This is a genomic window from Mucilaginibacter gotjawali (assembly GCF_002355435.1).
In the GTDB taxonomy this organism is placed as follows: domain Bacteria; phylum Bacteroidota; class Bacteroidia; order Sphingobacteriales; family Sphingobacteriaceae; genus Mucilaginibacter; species Mucilaginibacter gotjawali.
Genome location: NZ_AP017313.1, coordinates 607,649 through 625,134, shown reverse-complemented (window position 1 = coordinate 625,134; position 17,486 = coordinate 607,649). Strand labels below are relative to the sequence as shown.

Genomic DNA, 17,486 nt, shown 5'->3' with positions numbered 1-17,486 from the left:
AGCTATAGGGTCAGTCAGTGTATAGTTCCTGGAGGTAGTCGCAGTCATAAACTACCGGATCTGCACCGTCGCAGTTTACCTGTACGTTCATTATTTTGGTGCCGTTGGGCTGTTGCTGCCGTGCTATCATTATGGTGTACGATTTGCTATCGCTGCCGTTACAAAGAAAGCTCAACCATGTTGTCAAGGACTTATCATCAGATAATGCGTTTTGTTCGGGCGCCATCATTTCGATCTTGAATTTTTTTGCCGGGCCTTCGCCGATGATAATGGTGGAATCTTTCATATTGACCTTAATATCCCCTGAGGCGGCGTTTTTATTGGCTCCGGAGATGATCATGGTGTAATGAATTGGTTTAAATGTTTTTTGCGCGAAAGCAGTAATAAACACCCCGCTTAAAATCAGGGTTGTGATTATCTTTTTCATGTTGTTTAGTTCGTAAATAAGTTCTCTTCCAAAGTGCAGTAGTACCCTTTCCCTGTACCGTTAGGGTAGGTGATATTAATGACCATTTCATTATCCGACCTGTAAGCATACTCGCGCCGGATGGTAGCAGTGCAACTTTTGCCCGCGGCGTCGGTACATGCAATGATGAGCTTTTTGTTACCGTATTGATCGGTGGTTTCGGCGCCAACGTTTTTTATGGTGTAATTTTTATCGTCTTCGCCATCGGCGGCTATTTTTAGCGAGTTATCACTTAGGTTGATGCTAATGCTGCCGTTTTTCGGGCCGGGCATTGTGTTCACTAATTCCGTTGTCATCAGGTTGTCCCGCAGGATAGCTGAGTTGACTCTATGGAAATAAAACTGTTTAAAAGTCCTGGCTGATTGCTGTCCGGGCGTTTGCGCGAATAATTTGGCGGCGCAAAACAGCAGCGACACCACCAGCAACCATATTAAAACTACTTTTTTCATATTATTTGTTGTTTGTAAATCCATATAAATAAACTGTTTGGCTCACCTTATCGCTGGTGTACCGTAAAACCAGGTTGCCGTCTTTATCGTGGATGTCGGTAACGGCTTTTCCTTTTTCATTGTTGTAATCATTCCCGGTATAATCACCGGTTTTTACCATTTTGTTCAATTCATCTATGTACTGGCCAACAATTGGTATCAGGGCAGTTAACTTGTCGCCTGTTGCGTCATAATTTAAAATGAACATATTTTGGCCTGCCTTTACATGTAAGATAAAAGCGTCGGCAGCTACCGCCGGCTTTTTGGCCTCGTAATAAACGTTTTGGGTAACGGTATCTTCCTCCACTTTCTTTCCAATCTCGTTGGTAAAATTGCTTTTGGCACTTTGTAATAACTGGTGTAGTTCGGTTATTACCGGCGCTTCGGTTTGTGCTTGCGCCGATAAGCCAAAACTTACCAGGGCAATGAAGATGAGCAGTTGAATTTTCATGATTGATAACGATTTTAGTGTTTATCAAAGCTATCTGAAGCAGCCACCCGGCACAATACCGATGAAGCGGTATATTTTAGTAAGTAGTTGACACATGGGCTTGAGCAACAATACAGTGACCTTTGTTTGGATTGCCGATTTTTATTTACATTGTACATGTGTATTCCGGGCCGGGTATAGCCGGGGCGGTCGGGATAATTACCAGCTTAATTTTTGTCAAAATGAAAAAGTATCCATACCTGCTGCTGTTTCTGATCAGCTTAGTTAGCGAGAGCATTTTTGCACAAGCAAAAACCGATAGCCTGTTCCAGGTCAAGGGGTTTATTATAGCTGCGCCCAAACCAAGCGGAGTTGCTGATTTTGTAAAATTTATTAATGAAGAACTTGCACCCCGCAAAGTGAACACACTGATCCTGCGGATAGATTTTAACTATGAATATAAAAGTCACCCCGAGCTAAGGGACTCTGCAGCTTTATCCAAACATGATGTTAAAATTATATTGGAAGCCTGCAAAAAGGATGGCATCAGCATCATCCCTCAAATTAACCTGCTGGGGCATCAGAGCTGGGCGGCAAAAACTGAGAAATTACTGCAGGTTTACCCTGAATTTGATGAAACGCCATGGATAAAAATGCCTGCGCCGGCCGATTATAAATGGCCAAATGCCGACAACCTTTATTGCCGCAGCTATTGCCCGCTGCATCCTGGCGTGCACAAAGTGGTTTTTGATTTGGTAGATGAGATCATGGAAGTTTTTGAAGCCTCTGCCTTTCACGCCGGCATGGATGAAGTTTTTTACCTGGGCGAAGATAAATGCCCGCGCTGTGCCGGCCGGGATAAGGCAGTACTTTTTGCCAATGAGGTACAAACTATCCGGGATCATTTGGCCGAACGGGGCAAAGAGCTTTGGATATGGGGCGACCGCCTGATTGATGGCCGTGCAACCGGTATTGGCGAATGGGCAGCAAGCTATAACGACACTTACCGCGCTGTTGACCTGATCCCCCGTGATGTAGTAATCTGCGACTGGCAATATGACCAGGACAACCAGACTGCCGTTTATTTTGCGCTGAAAGGGCTTAGGGTAGTTACCTGCACCTGGAACCGGCCTGACGTTGCCGTAGAACAGGTGGAGGATCTGTACCGGTCAAGAGCAATATCGGGCAAGGAATTAAAAGGGCGTTTTTACGGGATCGCCGAGACGGTATGGTCGTCGCCTGTGCAGTTTTTAAATGGCTATTATGGTAGAACAGTTAATCCTAAAGATAATGACAACAGCCCCTGGAACACTTTCAGGGTTATGTATGATAAGATGGCGCAGCTGGAACAGGGTGGTATAGGCGGAAAATAGGGGGCTACTTTTAATGGGTCCATTGAATTTCTTCTATTTCTTTTTCCAGTGGACAGTAAGGCGTTCATCATACGTAAAAGGTTCCATTTTTTCAACGGTAATGCGGGCTGCGCCGGGGTGCAAGGGGTTGATCAGCACATTTTGCGAATAAGGATCGATCACACTTGGCACGAACAGCAGAGGTGAGCTTTTGGCGGTTAGCCAGGCGTTACCAATTCTTTTCAAGATCTCAGGCGCCGGATAATGCTTCCAGTTTGAAGGTAATTGTTCAATTTCGATAATCTCGCTGGCGAGAGATTCATCTACCGATATCATGCACATCATTAAATCATGGTGGATCTCTTCAGGTAATAAATGGACCAGCTTTTCAAGGATACACGTAGCAGAATTGAAAGACGTGTAAATAACGGGCAAATGATCGTGCCAGCGCGCCGAGGACAACAATCCCCCGCGCCCGCTAAGGTCGGCAGCGTATTTTTCACGGGCAATACGATAAAGGATCATGAGTAAAATCCGTACTCAATTTGCGATAACAGGTCGCTCACCATCCTGAAACCTTCGGAAGTATCGAGGAGTTGCAATGGGACTTCCATGCCAAGTGCCATCTGGGGCCTTTGCAGCCAATTTTCAAAAGTGTGCCGATCTCCAAAAACATCCTCGCCCCTTACATACAGCCGGCTCAATTCATACAAAAAATTCGACTGTTCCGCCGAAAGCCGGTCCTCGTTATGGTATCGGTTTAGTTGCCTTGTGCTGATATGCAGAATGTTTGAAAGATCTTTGCGGGAAACGCACGTGTTTTCGAGCACAAAATTTACGGTTTCAAAAGGAAATCCCTGCCTCAGGCAGCTGATAACATCCATCCTTTCAGTACATCCGGCTTTTGCCTCTGAATGTTCACCGGGGATAAAATACCACCATGCTTTACAGCTTTCATCACCTGTATTGCCTAATTCCTTTAAATCAAATGGTTTCGGCTTTTCCATAAAACAGACATATGTCATCAAATATAAAGACAAACGGCCAAAATAGCAAATTATTTTTAACCCTTTAAAAGCTGAATATTGCCTGTTGAAACACCCCGACGGGAATGTTTTAGTGCAGACTTGGTATTAATTAAGTGTAAGCGGTTGTTTATCGATCACCGTAATAACCTTACCTACCATTTCATCAACATCAAAAGGTTTCCGGATATAATCGTCGGCTTTACATTCTTCGGCAATCAGTTCGATGTTATTTGCTGTAGAAAGGATGATAACGGGAATATGTTTGAGGGATTCAAATTGTTTGATCTTTAAACATAACCTGTGGCCGGGCTCGTTATTGATAAACTCATCTATCAGGATTACATGCGGTTTAAAGGCCAGTAAACTATCCAATGACTGCGGCTCGGGAATGCCCATGCATTCAAAACCTTCCTCTTCCAAAATAAAAGCAACAATGTTCCTTATATCATAATCGTTCTCAACTACCAGCACTTTTTTCTTCACTTTCACGGCTATAAATTATTTAGAAGATCAAATATATAATTAAAAATTAAATTTCAAAATTCAGGGATTAAGACAGCTTGCGATTAACCAGCAGGCTAAAGAAATCATTTCAGAAAAAATTGCGCAAGTAATTACTTGCATTTATATTTGCAAGCACTTAATGCCAATATGAAAGCCAGAAGAGACGTATACCAGGCCATAGCCGACCCGACGCGCAGAGCGATCATTAACCTGATTGCTGCCCAACCCCATAATGTGAATTCCATCGCCGAAAAATTTGACATAAGCCGGCAGGCTATCTCACTGCAACTTAAAATATTAGCCGATTGTGGCCTGGTTACCATCAAACAACGCGGCCGCGACCGTTTTTGTGAAGCGCAACTGGATAAACTGAGCGAGGTATCGGCTTTTGTGGACCAGTACCGCCAGCACTGGGAAAATAAGCTGGATGCTTTGGAAACGTATTTGGAAAAATTAAAAAAAGAAAGATATGGAAAATAACAGCAGCACACGCGACAGGGAATTACTCCTTACCAGGACATTAAATGCCCCTGTTGAATTGGTTTGGGAAGCCTGGACCAACCCCGAACATATAGCCAACTGGTGGGGACCCAACGGGTTTACCAATACCATCAGCAAGATGGACTTTATAGCAGGCGGCGAATGGGAACTGGTAATGCATGGCCCGGATGGCACTGACTATAAAAACAAGAGCATTTTTACAGAGATCATCCCGTTTAAGAAGATAGTATACCAGCATATTTCGGCGCCAAAATTTACAGCTACAATTCAATTTGTGGCACAGGGAGAAAAAACGCTGATTAAATGGCATATGCTTTTTGAAACCGCTGAGCAATTTATCCAGGTGGTGAAAACATTTAAAGCAGACGAAGGCCTAAAACAAAACATTGAAAAACTGAATGTTTACCTCGAAGGCATGAAATGATCAGGAAACACACGCATTAACGCACAAAACAATAAACCTATGGCAACCATACAGGTAGCAGGGTACGCCCCTGTAAACGGCATTAAAATGTATTACGAAGTGTGGGGCGAAAGCGGCATGCCCTTAGTGCTGATCCACGGCGGCGGCTCAACGATTGAAACTTCTTTTGGGAATATCCTGCCTTATTTTGCCGCATATGGCAAGGTGATAGCCGTTGAACTGCAAGCACATGGCCGCACCAGCGACCGGAATGTCCCCGAATCATTTGAGCAGGATGCCGATGATGTGGCAGGGCTGCTTAATTATCTTAAAATAGCTAAAGCGAATTTCTTCGGTTTCAGCAATGGCGGTACTACCAGCCTGCAAATTGCCATCAGACATCCTGAACTTGTAAATAAAATAATTAACCTCGCCGGCGCTTATAAAAGGGATGGCTTTATCCCGGGTTTTTTTGAGGGGTTTAAGAATGTCACTTTAGCTCATATGCCCCTGCCGTTAAGAACCGCTTTCCTTAAAGTCAGGCCTGATCAAAATGCATTGCAAAACATGTTCGAAAAGGATGTGGCAAGGATGGTGAAATTTAAAGACATAGCAGATGACCTTATGCGGGCTATAAAAGCGAAGGTATTGATTATGACAGGCGACCAGGATGTTATGCCATGCGAACATGCAGTAAAAATGTCGCAATTAATACCCGGGGCGCGACTGGCAATATTGCCGGGAGCACATGGTGCATGTATCGGCGAGGCCGGCACCGTTAAAGCAGGCAGCCGGCAGCCTGAAATAACAGCCATACTGGTGGAAGAATTTTTGAAGGAGTAGAATTTATTAGTTAAATATCCATAACTGATTATTATTGAATTTAGCTGCCATCTTTGATTATTTTTTTATTTTACAGTTATTTAATGCATTTTATTATAAAATTTGTAGTGAATTATTAATTTTAGTAAAAAATTAGTAATTTGCAATATGCAAAACAGGGCATGTAAGCGATTTTATGTAATAATTGCACTTTTTTTTGCGCTTTTTTTACGTGCAGTACCGCTATTTGCATCTCAAACTCTCGAAAAACCTGTTTCTGCCGTCCATAAGTTAAACCCTGCCCATAATATTACAGCTTCCATTGGAAATAATGGTGAAGACATTATCCTAAATGGCAGTAATTATATTCAAACCGCGAACTACAGGTTTCAAAAAACAGGCCATTCTTTTAACAGTCTTTTTATTGAACTCTTCAGCCTGTTTATTTTCGCTGAATACTTAAAAAATAAACGCAAAACCATCAGTAGCGGATATGCGCGTTTTCTGCGACTGCTGCTTTTTCCCAATCATGTTTTCTGGTAATAGTTTTTTACAATTCATTTTAATGGCGCATTAATTTCTACGCCACCCTTTTAATGGCATGGAATCGTATATCCATGTACTAAAATTATTGTATAAACTCTTCTCAAAAAAACTGCAAAATGAAAAAATTTGTACCCTTCGGCATGCTTATCATTGTGGTAATTCTTGCCTGTATATACCCCGGAAATACGGTAACACCCTCAAAAACCCCGATAGACAAGGCCGATACAGCATGGTTGCTAATCTCGACAGCGCTTGTATTGTTAATGACACCCGGCCTGGCCTTTTTTTATGGCGGGATGGTGCAAAAAAAGAATGTGATCTCCACTATGCTGCAAAGTTTCGTATGTATGGGCCTTATCACCATAATATGGGTCGTGTTTGGTTTTAGCCTGGCATTTGGCGAGGATGTTGGCGGACTGGGTATTATCGGCAACCCCAAATCATTCTTTATGATGCAAAATACGTTGGGCGTATCGTGGGGCACCATCCCCGTTATCCTGTTTGCTATGTTCCAGTTAAAATTTGCGGTTATTACGCCTGCACTGATCACCGGCGCCTTTGCTGAACGGATCCGTTTTAATTCATACCTCATCTTTATTACGCTGTTCGCTATTTTTATTTATATGCCACTGGCGCATGCCACCTGGCATCCGGAAGGCTTCCTTTACAAATCAGGGGTGCTTGACTTTGCAGGGGGAACAGTTGTACACATGTCGGCAGGATGGGCCGCGCTGGCATCTGCCATCTATCTAAAAAAACGCAATGAAATACCTGACTCACATACCCCGGCACGTATCAGCTATGTGATTTTAGGAACTGGTTTGCTTTGGTTCGGTTGGTTTGGTTTCAACGCGGGTTCAGCGCTTGGCGCTAATGAGCTTGCGTCAACCGCATTGGCTACTACAACAACCGCCTCAGCAGCTGCGGCCATGTCGTGGATATTTTTTGATATGATCAGGGGTAAAAAGCCATCGGCAGTTGGCGCGTGTATCGGCGCGGTTGTAGGTTTGGTGGCCATTACCCCCGCCGCAGGTTACGTAACGGTTTCCAGCTCATTAATCGTTGGCATCGTTGCAGCAGTGGTAAGCAACCTTGTGGTGATATGGCGGTCAAAAACCAATATCGACGATACGCTTGATGTATTCCCCTGTCACGGTGTCGGCGGGATGGTAGGCATGTTGCTTACCGGCGTATTTGCTACCAAAAGCGTGAACAGCGCGGGTGCCGATGGTTTGTTTTACGGCGAAACGGCCCTGTTTGTTAAGCATATTGCGGCTTTGATAGGCGTATCGGCTTTCGCATTCATAGGGTCATATATTTTATTGAGAGTCACTAACAGGATCAGTCCGCTGCGGGTAACCACCGGAGAAGAACTTGCAGGATTGGACATCAGCCAGCACGGCGAAGAGCTTTAGCGGTAAGCTTTCAAAAACAGAATTCCGGATGCTGCAATAATATAATATCCAAAGTAACATTCAAACGCAGGCAGCCTTTTAAAAGCTTCCTGCGTTTATAAAAAATAAACTAAACTTTTTACAGCATAAGTTTAAATAAGTATTTTTAAATCAAATATGTAAACCATTTTAACCATGACCGTTGACGAAATTATGGCCGACCTGCAATCGCACGGCAGCGAAAGCATCAAAAAGGTTTTATTAAAACATGGCGTCAGGGAGCCATTTTTTGGCGTGAAGGTGGAATATTTAAAACCTATCCAAAAAAAGATAAAAAAAGATTACCAGCTGGCAAAAGACCTTTATGCTACCGGGAACGCAGATGCCATGTACCTGGCCGGCCTGATTGCTGACGACGAAAAGATGACCAAAGCCGACCTGCAAACCTGGGCCGAGCAGGCACTATCTACCAATATTAACGAATATACCGTGCCCTGGGTTGCTGCCGAAGGTAAGCTTGGTTTTGAAATGGCGATGGAGTGGATAGACAGCCCGCAGGACCATATCGCCGCTGCAGGGTGGTCAACACTGGCAAACCTGGCCGCTTTGAAAGAAGATATTGAGCTGGATATTGATGCTTATCGGGGCTTGCTGCAAAGGGTGATAAAAACCATTCATGCATCGCCTAACAGGGTGAGGTCAAAGATGAACAGCTTTGTTATTAGCGTGGGGTCTTATATCAATCCTTTGAACCCGGAAGCCGTTGCCGCGGCCAATGAGATTGGGGCTGTTTATGTAGACACGAGCGGAACGGCTTGTAAAGTGCCCGATGCCGTGGAGTATATAAACAAAGCCATAGCGCGGGGATCACTAACCAAAAAGAAAAAAACAGTGAAGTGTTGAGGAGAAGAGCGTCCCCGTTAGCTAATGAATTATATGGATAAATTTTGTTCAAACATCCCAGCTCCGCTCTTTTCAAGGGATATTGCATATACGAAGTTTAAAACATTCTTGACAACTTGACAAGAAATTACTATTTTTACTTAATTGAATTTATCATCATGAAAACGATGTCTGTAGGGGAGTTTAAAACACATTTTTCTGAAGTGCTCGAACAAGTAAAATCAGGGGAAGAATTTGCGGTAACCTATGGCAAAAAGAAAACAGTTGTTGGCTATTTTTTGCCTGAAAAACGTGATCAACCTAAAATTAAATTAGGGATAGCAGAGGGTAAAGCAAAATTTACCTTCAGCCCGGACTTTAAAATGACTGAAGAAGAATTTTTAGGATTGTGAACTATCTGCTCGATACGCATACCTTAATCTGGGCTATTTCAGACCAGGAGAAATTTTCGGCCCAAGTGATCCAAGCCTTTAATGACCCCGACAATACTTTTTTTGTCAGCACGATCTCTTTTTGGGATATTTCGCTGAAACTCTCTGTAGGCAAACTAAGTATAGATGGTATGATGCCCGACGAGATACCAGCCCTGGCCTTAAAATCAGGCTTCCAAATTATTTCACTTTCCTCTGAAGAAAGTGCAACTTATTATAAACTTAAAATAACCAATCATAAAGATCCGTTTGACAGAATGCTGATCTGGCAGGCCATACAACGAAATATGGTTTTTATAACTAAAGATAAAAGTATCCCGGAGTACAGGGATGCCGGGTTAAAAATCCTTTGGTAAATTTGTGCTACTGAAACAATTGGCTGCTATATTTTCGGACCAAAAAAATACCCCAACCAACCGGCCGGGGCATCCTGTGTTTAGTTTAGGGTAGAATTTTTTTTAATGCCTATTTAAAATCCAGGTCTCCTACATACACGGCACCGTTGGCATCCTTTTTCATTTGCAGTACGATGATCTCCTTCTTTTCATCGGGGGTGCCGTAATGGGTAAACATTTCGGCCATAATGGTGGTGGGGCCGGCAATAGTAACCTGCCTGTCGCCATAATAATTGATCTCGATCTTATAGGTACCCTTGATAGCCTTTTTCAGCAGGAACTGTTCGGGGCCAAAACCTTGCGTCATATCATGCGAGATGCGGCCGCCAATGGCAGTACGGTTATGGCTGTAATAACATTTTTCGCCGTTAGGGTCGGTTACCCACAGGTCGATGTCGGTATTGTTCATGTTCCAGTCCATTACGATGCGGATATCAACGGGCATCGCTTCGATCATGGTTTTCGGAATGGCCGAAAGGTTCAGTTTCCCTTTATGTAAAGCGATGATCCGGTTGATCTCAGGCAGAAAGATTTCCTGGATGCCATCATAAAGTGCATCGGCGTCGCTGGTATAGCTTTTGGTCATGGCATCGTATAACACATCCAGCGCCCTCTGGTGTTCGCCGGCGTCTTCCAGGGCCAGGCCGTAATCGCGGAAACTTTGCGGATCAAGCGGGCGCAATTCGGTAACCTTTTTAAAGGCGAATACTTCGCCTTCCACATCGCCCTGCTGTTTTAATTTATAGCCCAGCATTTTGTAAAGTTCATAGCTGCCCAGGTCGAGTTCAGCAAGGTTGCTTAAAATGCGTTCGCCCAATTCCCTGTTGCCGGTTTTGATGAAATGCTCGGCTACATCAAAATAATAAATGGGGTTGCTGCCAAACGAAGTTCTTAATTCCAGGTACTTAAAATACTGAAGCGCTTTATCTGTTTTTCGGATGGTTTTTAAATAATCAGCATCTACCGGCTGATAGGTAACGCTGATGTCGCCATCGGGTGTTTGGTTGCCAATATGGCTGTTTGCATTCGCCGGTGTCGGTTTTGCATTTTTGGTGGTCACAATAATCACACCGTTTGCCCCCGCAACCCCGTAAATGGCGGTCGCGCTTGCATCCTTTAAAACGTTGATGGTTTTTATGTCGTTGGGGTTCAATTTTGAAACATCATTCACCTGCACACCATCAACGACATAAAGCGGCGGGCCGCCGGCGTTAGATAAGCTGGCATTCCCCCGAAGAACATACTTCTCGGCGGCTCCTGCTGAGGCTTTGCGTACAAAAAGGCTGGTGTCAACAGGCGCGGTGGTTTGTGAGGCATTATCGGGAGAAACAACAACGCCGCTAACCCGGGCCGAGAGTCCATAAGCAATGCCGGTAACAGGCTGGTTGAGGTCTTTTGCAGTTACCGTAGCAGTTGAATAGCCCATTTGTGTTGCAGCCGGATTATTAACTTTTGCATCGGACGCAACCACAACCTTTGTTTGATCAGCGTTCGCAACCTCGATATCCCGAACGGTTGGCGGGGTCTCGCGCACAGTTGCCGGGGTTACCGTCGTCACGGAGCCTGTAACAGAAACCCTTTTTTGCGTGGCATACCCAGTCACCACCACTTCATTTAGCTGGCTTGACACAGGGCGCAACTCAATATCTCCTAAATCGCTGCCGGTAACCCTCACCTCACCGGTTTGAAAACCAATGAACGATATCACCAGTTCGCTCCCGGCATTGCCGCGCAAAGAAAAATGTCCGTTAACGTCAGTTACAGCGCCCGTATTGCCGCCTTTTACTTGTACCGTTGCTCCAACAATGGGCTGATGGTCATCACTTGCGATAATCCTGCCGGTAAGATTTGCAAGGTAGGTCCCCGCCGGTACCTGCATTCGGGTACTGCGGCGCCTTATTCGCGGCCTTGCGGGCGGGTTTGGTTTTACCGCTGCAACCTTAATTTCTTTGGGTTTAAAATCGGCGCCCCACCAGTTGTTCAGCTCTGTTTGCATTGCTTCAGCTGTGCCGATATTTTCTCTTTCCTGCTGGTTATTGACGCCTCTTTGTTTCATTATAGCGTCAAACTGTTCGCGCAGCTCGGCAGGGGGCTCAATATTATAGGTGATATAATCGTTCACCGATTCCAGCACGATGAGTGAAGTATTGCGGGTAACAATGCCAAAGCGCTTTCCCAATGATTCAATGTCCTGCCGGTTGGCGTTGTAGTTGATATCCAGTTCGCTGATTTTTTTTTGCGCCCATAGTTTGGCTACGTCAACATCATCAACTTCGTCTTTCGACAGGTCGAGCGTAACCGCTTTTTCGTAGCTTACCTTATCACCATAGCCATATTGTAAAGTAAGTACCTGGTTAGGGTCGCGGGTAATGCCGGCGATAGAAAATGTACGATCAACGGCTACACGCAATGAGGGGTAGTTTTCTTCCACCGTGCCACTCACCTTTATCCCTAAGAAACGCAAAGGCTGCGTGGTTAAACTATTTAGGGCTTTGAGGCTATCTGTAGAGGTCAGGTCGATCAGTTCCCCACCGGTTTTCAGGGCGATGAGCTTCAGGTTGCTGTAATCAGCCGAGGCGGAGGAGTTGATACAGTAAACAGGCTTGTTGTTTAGCCTGATGGTTTTTTCGCCGAAAGTCTGGTGGCCGTCGCTCATCAGTAAATATTCGTCGGCGGGGTATTGCGCGAGGTTGATCTTGCCGAAATCGGTAGCGCCGTCGTAGATTGTGTGCTCCAATGCGGCTTTTAGTTCTGCCCAGTTGCCGTTGGCAATGGTATAGGTTTTGGTGTTGATAATGGTGTTGCTGAAGGTGACCAAAGTGATCTCCGCATTGTTTACTTTTTTGAAATAAGCATCCAGCAGCGCAAACTCTTTTTTGCCGTCACGGGCAGCGCCACTCAGCGAAGCATCCCATAACAAACCGATACGGTGCGGCAGCGCTTTATTTACGATCTGCGGCTGCAGGGTAGTATTGATAAAATAGTAATATTTGTTACCCAACGCCTGGATCATTACTTCAGCGGCATCGACTGGTTTAGGTATAGAGAATGACAATGAATGATTAGGCACATAATTGATTTTATCTATAGCCGCCAAATAGGTGTTTTGATGCTTATCGAATTGAAGGTTATCACCACCTGTATTATCCGTAACCGGGGCCGCGGCGCTCTGGATGACGGAAGCGCTGAGCGAGAATTTCTCCACGGTATCTTTTACGTTAAGGGGCAGGGTAAATTTGAGTTCGCCGTTATTCGCCAAAGGGATTTCTTCCTCATAACCAATAATTACCGTGCGGGTGCTGTGCGGGTTGATGGGATAGATGCGCGTACGGAACGTGTTGCCCTCTACTTTCTCCAGCAAACCGGGGTCGATACGGCGGCGTTCAACAGCTTCGAACACTGCGGTGCCTTTGCCACGGTCGACAGGTACCGCCTCGCGCATTTTGCCATTGATGTCCAGCGCGTAACGGCTTACACTGATACCATCTTTCAGCGGGAACGACAGCGTGCCTTCCAGGATGCGCGAAGTAGTGTTATAGAAAGTCATCTGCCAGGTGGTGCGGCTGATGTTACCATACACCGCGACATCGATCTTCAGCTGCTGCAGCTTTACGCCGTTATTGCTTTTACCATCCACAGTAAGCTGCGGGCTTTGGCCAAAGGCTGCCGGTACGTGTATTATCAACAATACAAGTACCGGTACAAGGAAGTAGGTGAGTTTTTTCATGGAATCGTTCATTTTCCTGTAGGATGCAGGAAGAAGAGCGATTCCATAAATGATTTAAAAATTTATATTTGGATGTTGATCATTTAAGGGATCAACACAATTTTTCCGCGGGTATGCCGCTGCTCCAGGTCGCGATAGGCTTCGCGTACCTGTGCCAGGGGGTAAGTTTTTGCGATACTTTAAACGATAAAGTTTGAGTACCTCTAAATTTGATTTCGGGCAGTATAACCGTAAAAAATATAATTACGAGTGCCAATATCGATAATACAATGGCGGCGGTTTTTCTTTCTTCCATAATACCGTTGCTTATTGCATTAATACATCAGGACATAAAAGGTGACCCGTCTGCGTCCATGTAAAGATGCAGGATGTTTGATTTGAATGGGAAAACGTAAAAGTCGTTCAGTTTATCCTTAAACTCCCTATATTCGGCATCATCATTTAACTATGGCCGATTATAAAATGGAAGCTGCAAAAGCGGCGATCAAACTGATCCAACCGGGGCAAACCATTGGCCTTGGCGCGGGCTCTACTATTGCCGCCCTGCTGGCATTGCTGGCGGCTGAAGGCAGTCTTGCGGCATCGCTTACCCTTGTTTCGTCATCCTTTAAAACAACCAGTTTAATAAGGGAATATGGTTTCAATGTGCAATCCATCGCACTAACCAAAAGCCCTGATATTTATTTCGATGGTTGCGACCAGTTCGACATTGAACTGAACGCTTTGAAAAGCGGCGGCGGCATCCATACCTCCGAAAAAATATTGGCTTCACTGGCGGCGGAATTTATTTTGATAGGCGATGCCGGTAAGTTTGTGAACAAATTAGATGCTACTTATCCCCTGGTGATCGAAGCCTTACCAGCAGCGCTTCAATTGGTGCAATATCAGTTATTTAACCACTTTCCCGATGCAAAGATCAACTTACGCATGGGTGACAAAAAAGACGGCGCCGCAATTTCAGATAACGGCAATATGTTGCTTGATGTTTATTTTACGAAGTTGATACCATTGGATGAACTTAATGTACTTGTGAAAATGGTCCCCGGTGTGGTGGAACATTCGCTGTTTTACAGGATGGCAACAAGAGCGATCATCGCCGGGCCGGAGGGGGTCAGGATTATGAAGCCGGAGTATTGAAATGGTATATTAAAAAACTTCTTTTTATCAAATCTGGCTTTGTTATTCAAGATGCCATTTCAAGGCTTTATTGAGGGCGGTTAGATAACGAATATTGACATTCATGCCCCGGCAGGGGCTACCTTTTTGTAGAAAAAGGAAACACAACATTATTACCCCGTATGGGGTTACCCCCTGGCAAAGGGTTGCCACCTACGGGGCAATCTGTTGTCGGGTACTCCGCTTGTACAAACAGGTAGCCCCTAACGGGCAATCGCTTTAAAAAATGATTTTCCTGCCATGAAATATAAGCGGCTGTGACGAAGGCCCAATATCCACACAACCCGCCTACTTCTCCGTTTTTAAAATATGATCGGCCGCCAGGATCAAAAACAGGTAATCGCTGGTGCCGCCACCTAAAACATATTCCCCCTGCTGCCATAGGTAGGGCCATTTTAGCAGTTCGGGGAAATCAGGACGAATCAGCGCGGTGCCTGAACTGATGCCACCCGGAATGTATGACCAATCGGCACGGTTAAAGCCATAGCCCGGGATCATCGACTCTGCCCCTACACCCGAAACAAACGAAGACGTATTGGAACCAGGGTGACAGCCCAGGATAAAATTGATGGCGCTCAGCATATAATCTTTCGGGAAGATGTTCGGAAAAGCCTCATGCAAAAAGTATTGTTTGTAACCAAAATTCTGGATGTCCCAACCTGCTCCCCATATATTGGGTTTGTATGGTACACCGTAAGGCGTTTTGGTACCATCCGCCTTTACCTGCTCAAAAAGTTTTGCTGCTGCTGCGGTAATGGTGGCGGTATATTGCGCGTCGTTAACCAGCTTTACGGAACGGGCGGCTAACCAACCTGTCCAGCCCATATTGGCAGCAATCTCCTGCGCATGGCCGGTCAGAAAATAAGCATATTGCTTTTCTTTTGTGGTTTGCAACAACTCCACCGCGAGGTTTAATTTTTGCAGGGGAGCGGCCTTTTCATTGCGGTTCCAAACTTCTTTGGCGATGGTGAGGCATTGGGTGGAGAGGGTATCGTTAAAGCCTTTCATTACCCTTGCTGCGGCAGCCAGCGCTGCGGCTACTTCCAGCTCGCGGCCGGGGTTGGCTTCGGTAAATACCCAGCGGTCGTCCGGTGCGCCGGGCTGGCCAACGGCGGGTATGGGGCTGCCATCTGCGGGGGCCTTGTAAAATTTATTATCGGTAATGTTGGCGGGATCGCCAAGCGTAGTGTACTGCCGTTTTGTGGGTTCAATGATGCCCCGGTAAAAACGGTTCATGGATTGGAAACCACCTGTGATGCTTAACAGGCCATGCTCCACCTGCTGCAAAATATCGGGTTTGCCATCCGGCTGGTGGATCTCAACCATGTGGTTTTGCTGGTCGACGGCTGTATTGTCATCTTTTACATCAAACAGCTCATAAGCCAAAGTTAAACCAAGCACCGTTTCGGCTTGCGATTCAACCCTCAGGTCGAAATCGCCGGCATCATGCCAGCCGCCGCGGTTTAAAAAAGGCACCGTTTCACCGGGTTGATATTTATTAAGGGTTGAATGTCCCTGGATATAGCCGTCAAAATGATTGGAATCGATGGGCGCCATGCGGGCATCATCCATGTGGCACAGGCCATGCCAAACGCGGTATTTATCGTTAACACGCATGTGGCACATCTGCACAGGCAAAAAATACTCGAGGGTCGGTTGCCATACATTGTGGCTGTAGACCGTACTGCTGATCTGGAAGGGGTTGGTTTCTACATCGCCATAGCGCACTTTATACATCCCCGGTGTTTTTATTTCGGAGAAATCGAACCGCAGGTAATGGTATCTCAGGAAATTGCCCCAAACTTCGGCACCGGCTTTTAAAACGGGGATTAATCCGCCATTTTCGGCTATCCTTAATAATTCGGGCTGTAGCTTGCGGTGGTCATTTTTATCCAGTTCGATCACCGCGATTTTCGATTGATTGGGATGATAACCGATCTGCGAAACCTGCACCGCCGGCTGCGCGCGCCAGCCTTCAATGGCATGCGGGGTTACCAGCCATACAATGGCATTTTTGGTGGCGCCTTTCGCGATGAGGGAACGTACAACGAACCATCCGTTATTGTGTTTACCACGGCCATCCAATAATTGCAACTTCCCGGGGCCCTCGTTTTCAATGAGCATGCGCTGGCTTTCGGATTCAGGCGCTACGGTCAGTTTTTTTCCCGATGCCATCGGGGTAACCTGCAATTCTCCGTCTTCGTCGGCATACATCTGTTCGTTGGGCTGCTGCGGAAAGATGCCGAACTGGTTGTCAGCATAATAACTTTTACCAAACAGGATACCTGGGTATAATTCCATATTAAAACCTACTTTACCAATCCAGCTGTCAGGCAGCGGCGCGTCAAGGTCGACGATGATCCTGAAGCCTTTGCCTGCCGGTTCAACCCGGGTGGTATAAGCGAATTTCAGGTCGGGGTAAATAATTGGGTTAAAACCTTTGCGGTTGATGGAGGAATCAGGATAAAGCATGTGCACACTGATCTGTTGTTTTTGGCGGTTGACCATCCGCTTGCCCACTTTCGGGATGGGTTGCCATTGGCCGGGTGTCGGCTCCAGCCGGATGTCGCCATTGGTAGCCACCCGCATGCCGTTTTGAATGATCCCGACGCCGCCCTGGTGTCCTTCGGGGTAAAAATCATGGGCAAGCATTACATTTACACCCTGGTATTCCAGGTATTCCAGATTGTTCAATTTCATTGCAGCCCCAGGGTTTTGGGCCTGGGCGCTGGCGGAAGATATTCCCGCAAACAATAAAAAAACGAAACACAGGTAGGGAAGCGGTTTAAAATTCGGCATAATTGGTTTTATAATTACACAAGTTTAATGTTATTTATCTGTATGATAAAGCAAAGCGGGGGCTGAAGTAGTAAAGTTGTATCCTATTGCGCCATTTATACGCATGTTTATTATAAATTTG

The 17,486-nt window shown here is 45.6% G+C and carries 18 protein-coding genes; 9 read left to right on the top strand and 9 right to left on the bottom strand.

Going from position 1 to position 17,486, the window contains the following annotated elements:
* Positions 1 to 10: 10 nt before the first annotated feature.
* Genes MgSA37_RS02915 through MgSA37_RS02905 form a run of 3 tightly spaced genes read right to left on the bottom strand, consistent with a single transcriptional unit; the run spans position 11 to position 1,405 of the window.
* Positions 11 to 427 (bottom strand): hypothetical protein, encoded by a 417-nt coding sequence (locus tag MgSA37_RS02915; RefSeq protein WP_096349765.1) that lies wholly within the window; start codon positions 425 to 427, stop codon positions 11 to 13.
* Between the two features lie 5 nt (positions 428 to 432).
* The gene (locus MgSA37_RS02910) at positions 433 to 915 is read right to left on the bottom strand and encodes a hypothetical protein (protein ID WP_157750398.1); all 483 of its coding nucleotides are present in this window, start codon (positions 913 to 915) and stop codon (positions 433 to 435) included.
* A 1-nt stretch (position 916) separates the two neighbouring features.
* A complete protein-coding gene (locus MgSA37_RS02905) occupies positions 917 to 1,405 on the bottom strand; it encodes a hypothetical protein (protein ID WP_096349763.1) in 489 nt (162 codons plus the stop codon).
* 221 nt (positions 1,406 to 1,626) lie between these two features.
* On the opposite strand from MgSA37_RS02905, the gene MgSA37_RS02900 reads away from it, so the two are divergent.
* Entirely contained in the window at positions 1,627 to 2,757 is a 1,131-nt protein-coding gene (locus MgSA37_RS02900; protein WP_096357217.1) for a family 20 glycosylhydrolase, read from the top strand.
* A 33-nt stretch (positions 2,758 to 2,790) separates the two neighbouring features.
* Here the strand turns inward: MgSA37_RS02900 and MgSA37_RS02895 are convergent, their stop codons facing one another.
* From MgSA37_RS02895 to MgSA37_RS02885, 3 genes are all read right to left on the bottom strand, one after another.
* Positions 2,791 to 3,261 carry an RES family NAD+ phosphorylase gene (locus MgSA37_RS02895; protein WP_096349762.1) on the bottom strand — a complete coding sequence of 157 codons (471 nt, stop codon included), beginning with the start codon at positions 3,259 to 3,261 and terminating at the stop codon, positions 2,791 to 2,793.
* A complete protein-coding gene (parS, locus tag MgSA37_RS02890; protein ID WP_157750397.1) occupies positions 3,258 to 3,743 on the bottom strand; it encodes a type II RES/Xre toxin-antitoxin system antitoxin in 486 nt (161 codons plus the stop codon). The genes MgSA37_RS02895 and parS overlap by 4 nt, the downstream gene beginning before the upstream one ends.
* A 126-nt stretch (positions 3,744 to 3,869) precedes the next feature.
* Positions 3,870 to 4,253, bottom strand: coding sequence for a response regulator (locus tag MgSA37_RS02885; RefSeq protein WP_157750396.1), 384 nt, complete (start codon positions 4,251 to 4,253; stop codon positions 3,870 to 3,872).
* A gap of 162 nt (positions 4,254 to 4,415) precedes the next feature.
* Between MgSA37_RS02885 and MgSA37_RS02880 the strand changes: the two genes are divergently transcribed.
* The 7 genes from MgSA37_RS02880 to MgSA37_RS02845 all read left to right on the top strand — a co-directional run bounded on the left by MgSA37_RS02880 (position 4,416) and on the right by MgSA37_RS02845 (position 9,624).
* Positions 4,416 to 4,748 (top strand): ArsR/SmtB family transcription factor, encoded by a 333-nt coding sequence (locus MgSA37_RS02880; RefSeq protein WP_096349759.1) that lies wholly within the window; start codon positions 4,416 to 4,418, stop codon positions 4,746 to 4,748.
* The gene (locus tag MgSA37_RS02875; protein WP_096349758.1) at positions 4,738 to 5,193 is read left to right on the top strand and encodes an SRPBCC family protein; all 456 of its coding nucleotides are present in this window, start codon (positions 4,738 to 4,740) and stop codon (positions 5,191 to 5,193) included. Before MgSA37_RS02880 ends, MgSA37_RS02875 begins: the two co-directional genes overlap by 11 nt.
* A 39-nt stretch (positions 5,194 to 5,232) precedes the next feature.
* Positions 5,233 to 6,015, top strand: coding sequence for an alpha/beta fold hydrolase (locus MgSA37_RS02870; RefSeq protein ID WP_096349757.1), 783 nt, complete (start codon positions 5,233 to 5,235; stop codon positions 6,013 to 6,015).
* A 641-nt stretch (positions 6,016 to 6,656) separates the two neighbouring features.
* The gene (locus MgSA37_RS02860) at positions 6,657 to 7,955 is read left to right on the top strand and encodes an ammonium transporter (protein ID WP_096349755.1); all 1,299 of its coding nucleotides are present in this window, start codon (positions 6,657 to 6,659) and stop codon (positions 7,953 to 7,955) included.
* Positions 7,956 to 8,129: 174 nt separating this feature from the next.
* On the top strand, positions 8,130 to 8,837 hold the full coding sequence (locus MgSA37_RS02855) for a DNA alkylation repair protein (protein ID WP_096349754.1): 708 nt from the start codon (positions 8,130 to 8,132) through the stop codon (positions 8,835 to 8,837).
* A gap of 158 nt (positions 8,838 to 8,995) precedes the next feature.
* Complete coding sequence (locus MgSA37_RS02850; RefSeq protein ID WP_096349753.1) at positions 8,996 to 9,229, top strand: type II toxin-antitoxin system Phd/YefM family antitoxin; 234 nt, start codon at positions 8,996 to 8,998, stop codon at positions 9,227 to 9,229.
* The gene (locus MgSA37_RS02845) at positions 9,226 to 9,624 is read left to right on the top strand and encodes a type II toxin-antitoxin system VapC family toxin (protein WP_096349752.1); all 399 of its coding nucleotides are present in this window, start codon (positions 9,226 to 9,228) and stop codon (positions 9,622 to 9,624) included. Before MgSA37_RS02850 ends, MgSA37_RS02845 begins: the two co-directional genes overlap by 4 nt.
* A 109-nt stretch (positions 9,625 to 9,733) precedes the next feature.
* On the opposite strand, the gene MgSA37_RS02840 is transcribed toward MgSA37_RS02845, so the two are convergent.
* Together MgSA37_RS02840 and MgSA37_RS29640 are read right to left on the bottom strand one after the other, a co-directional pair.
* Positions 9,734 to 13,390 (bottom strand): VIT domain-containing protein, encoded by a 3,657-nt coding sequence (locus tag MgSA37_RS02840; RefSeq protein ID WP_183476348.1) that lies wholly within the window; start codon positions 13,388 to 13,390, stop codon positions 9,734 to 9,736.
* Positions 13,391 to 13,473: 83 nt separating this feature from the next.
* A complete protein-coding gene (locus MgSA37_RS29640) occupies positions 13,474 to 13,548 on the bottom strand; it encodes a hypothetical protein (protein WP_221199457.1) in 75 nt (24 codons plus the stop codon).
* A gap of 289 nt (positions 13,549 to 13,837) precedes the next feature.
* Between MgSA37_RS29640 and rpiA the strand changes: the two genes are divergently transcribed.
* The gene (gene rpiA, locus MgSA37_RS02830; RefSeq protein WP_096349750.1) at positions 13,838 to 14,527 is read left to right on the top strand and encodes a ribose 5-phosphate isomerase A; all 690 of its coding nucleotides are present in this window, start codon (positions 13,838 to 13,840) and stop codon (positions 14,525 to 14,527) included.
* 327 nt (positions 14,528 to 14,854) lie between these two features.
* Here rpiA and MgSA37_RS02825 read toward each other — a convergent pair whose 3' ends face one another.
* Entirely contained in the window at positions 14,855 to 17,266 is a 2,412-nt protein-coding gene (locus tag MgSA37_RS02825) for a glycoside hydrolase family 9 protein (protein ID WP_197706075.1), read from the bottom strand.
* Positions 17,267 to 17,486: the final 220 nt, after the last annotated feature.

Bases quoted from the DNA above. Each gene is read 5' to 3' on its own strand.
- MgSA37_RS02860 (WP_096349755.1), top strand. From the start codon at position 6,657: ATGAAAAAATTTGTACCCTTCGGCATGCTTATCATTGTGGTAATTCTT.
- MgSA37_RS02895 (WP_096349762.1), bottom strand. From the start codon at position 3,261: ATGATCCTTTATCGTATTGCCCGTGAAAAATACGCTGCCGACCTTAGC.
- MgSA37_RS02825 (WP_197706075.1), bottom strand. From the start codon at position 17,266: ATGAAATTGAACAATCTGGAATACCTGGAATACCAGGGTGTAAATGTA.
- MgSA37_RS02880 (WP_096349759.1), top strand. From the start codon at position 4,416: ATGAAAGCCAGAAGAGACGTATACCAGGCCATAGCCGACCCGACGCGC.
- MgSA37_RS02870 (WP_096349757.1), top strand. From the start codon at position 5,233: ATGGCAACCATACAGGTAGCAGGGTACGCCCCTGTAAACGGCATTAAA.
- MgSA37_RS02900 (WP_096357217.1), top strand. From the start codon at position 1,627: ATGAAAAAGTATCCATACCTGCTGCTGTTTCTGATCAGCTTAGTTAGC.
- MgSA37_RS02850 (WP_096349753.1), top strand. From the start codon at position 8,996: ATGAAAACGATGTCTGTAGGGGAGTTTAAAACACATTTTTCTGAAGTG.
- MgSA37_RS02855 (WP_096349754.1), top strand. From the start codon at position 8,130: ATGACCGTTGACGAAATTATGGCCGACCTGCAATCGCACGGCAGCGAA.
- rpiA (WP_096349750.1), top strand. From the start codon at position 13,838: ATGGCCGATTATAAAATGGAAGCTGCAAAAGCGGCGATCAAACTGATC.
- MgSA37_RS02910 (WP_157750398.1), bottom strand. From the start codon at position 915: ATGAAAAAAGTAGTTTTAATATGGTTGCTGGTGGTGTCGCTGCTGTTT.
- parS (WP_157750397.1), bottom strand. From the start codon at position 3,743: ATGGAAAAGCCGAAACCATTTGATTTAAAGGAATTAGGCAATACAGGT.
- MgSA37_RS02875 (WP_096349758.1), top strand. From the start codon at position 4,738: ATGGAAAATAACAGCAGCACACGCGACAGGGAATTACTCCTTACCAGG.
- MgSA37_RS02840 (WP_183476348.1), bottom strand. From the start codon at position 13,390: ATGAAAAAACTCACCTACTTCCTTGTACCGGTACTTGTATTGTTGATA.
- MgSA37_RS02905 (WP_096349763.1), bottom strand. From the start codon at position 1,405: ATGAAAATTCAACTGCTCATCTTCATTGCCCTGGTAAGTTTTGGCTTA.
- MgSA37_RS02915 (WP_096349765.1), bottom strand. From the start codon at position 427: ATGAAAAAGATAATCACAACCCTGATTTTAAGCGGGGTGTTTATTACT.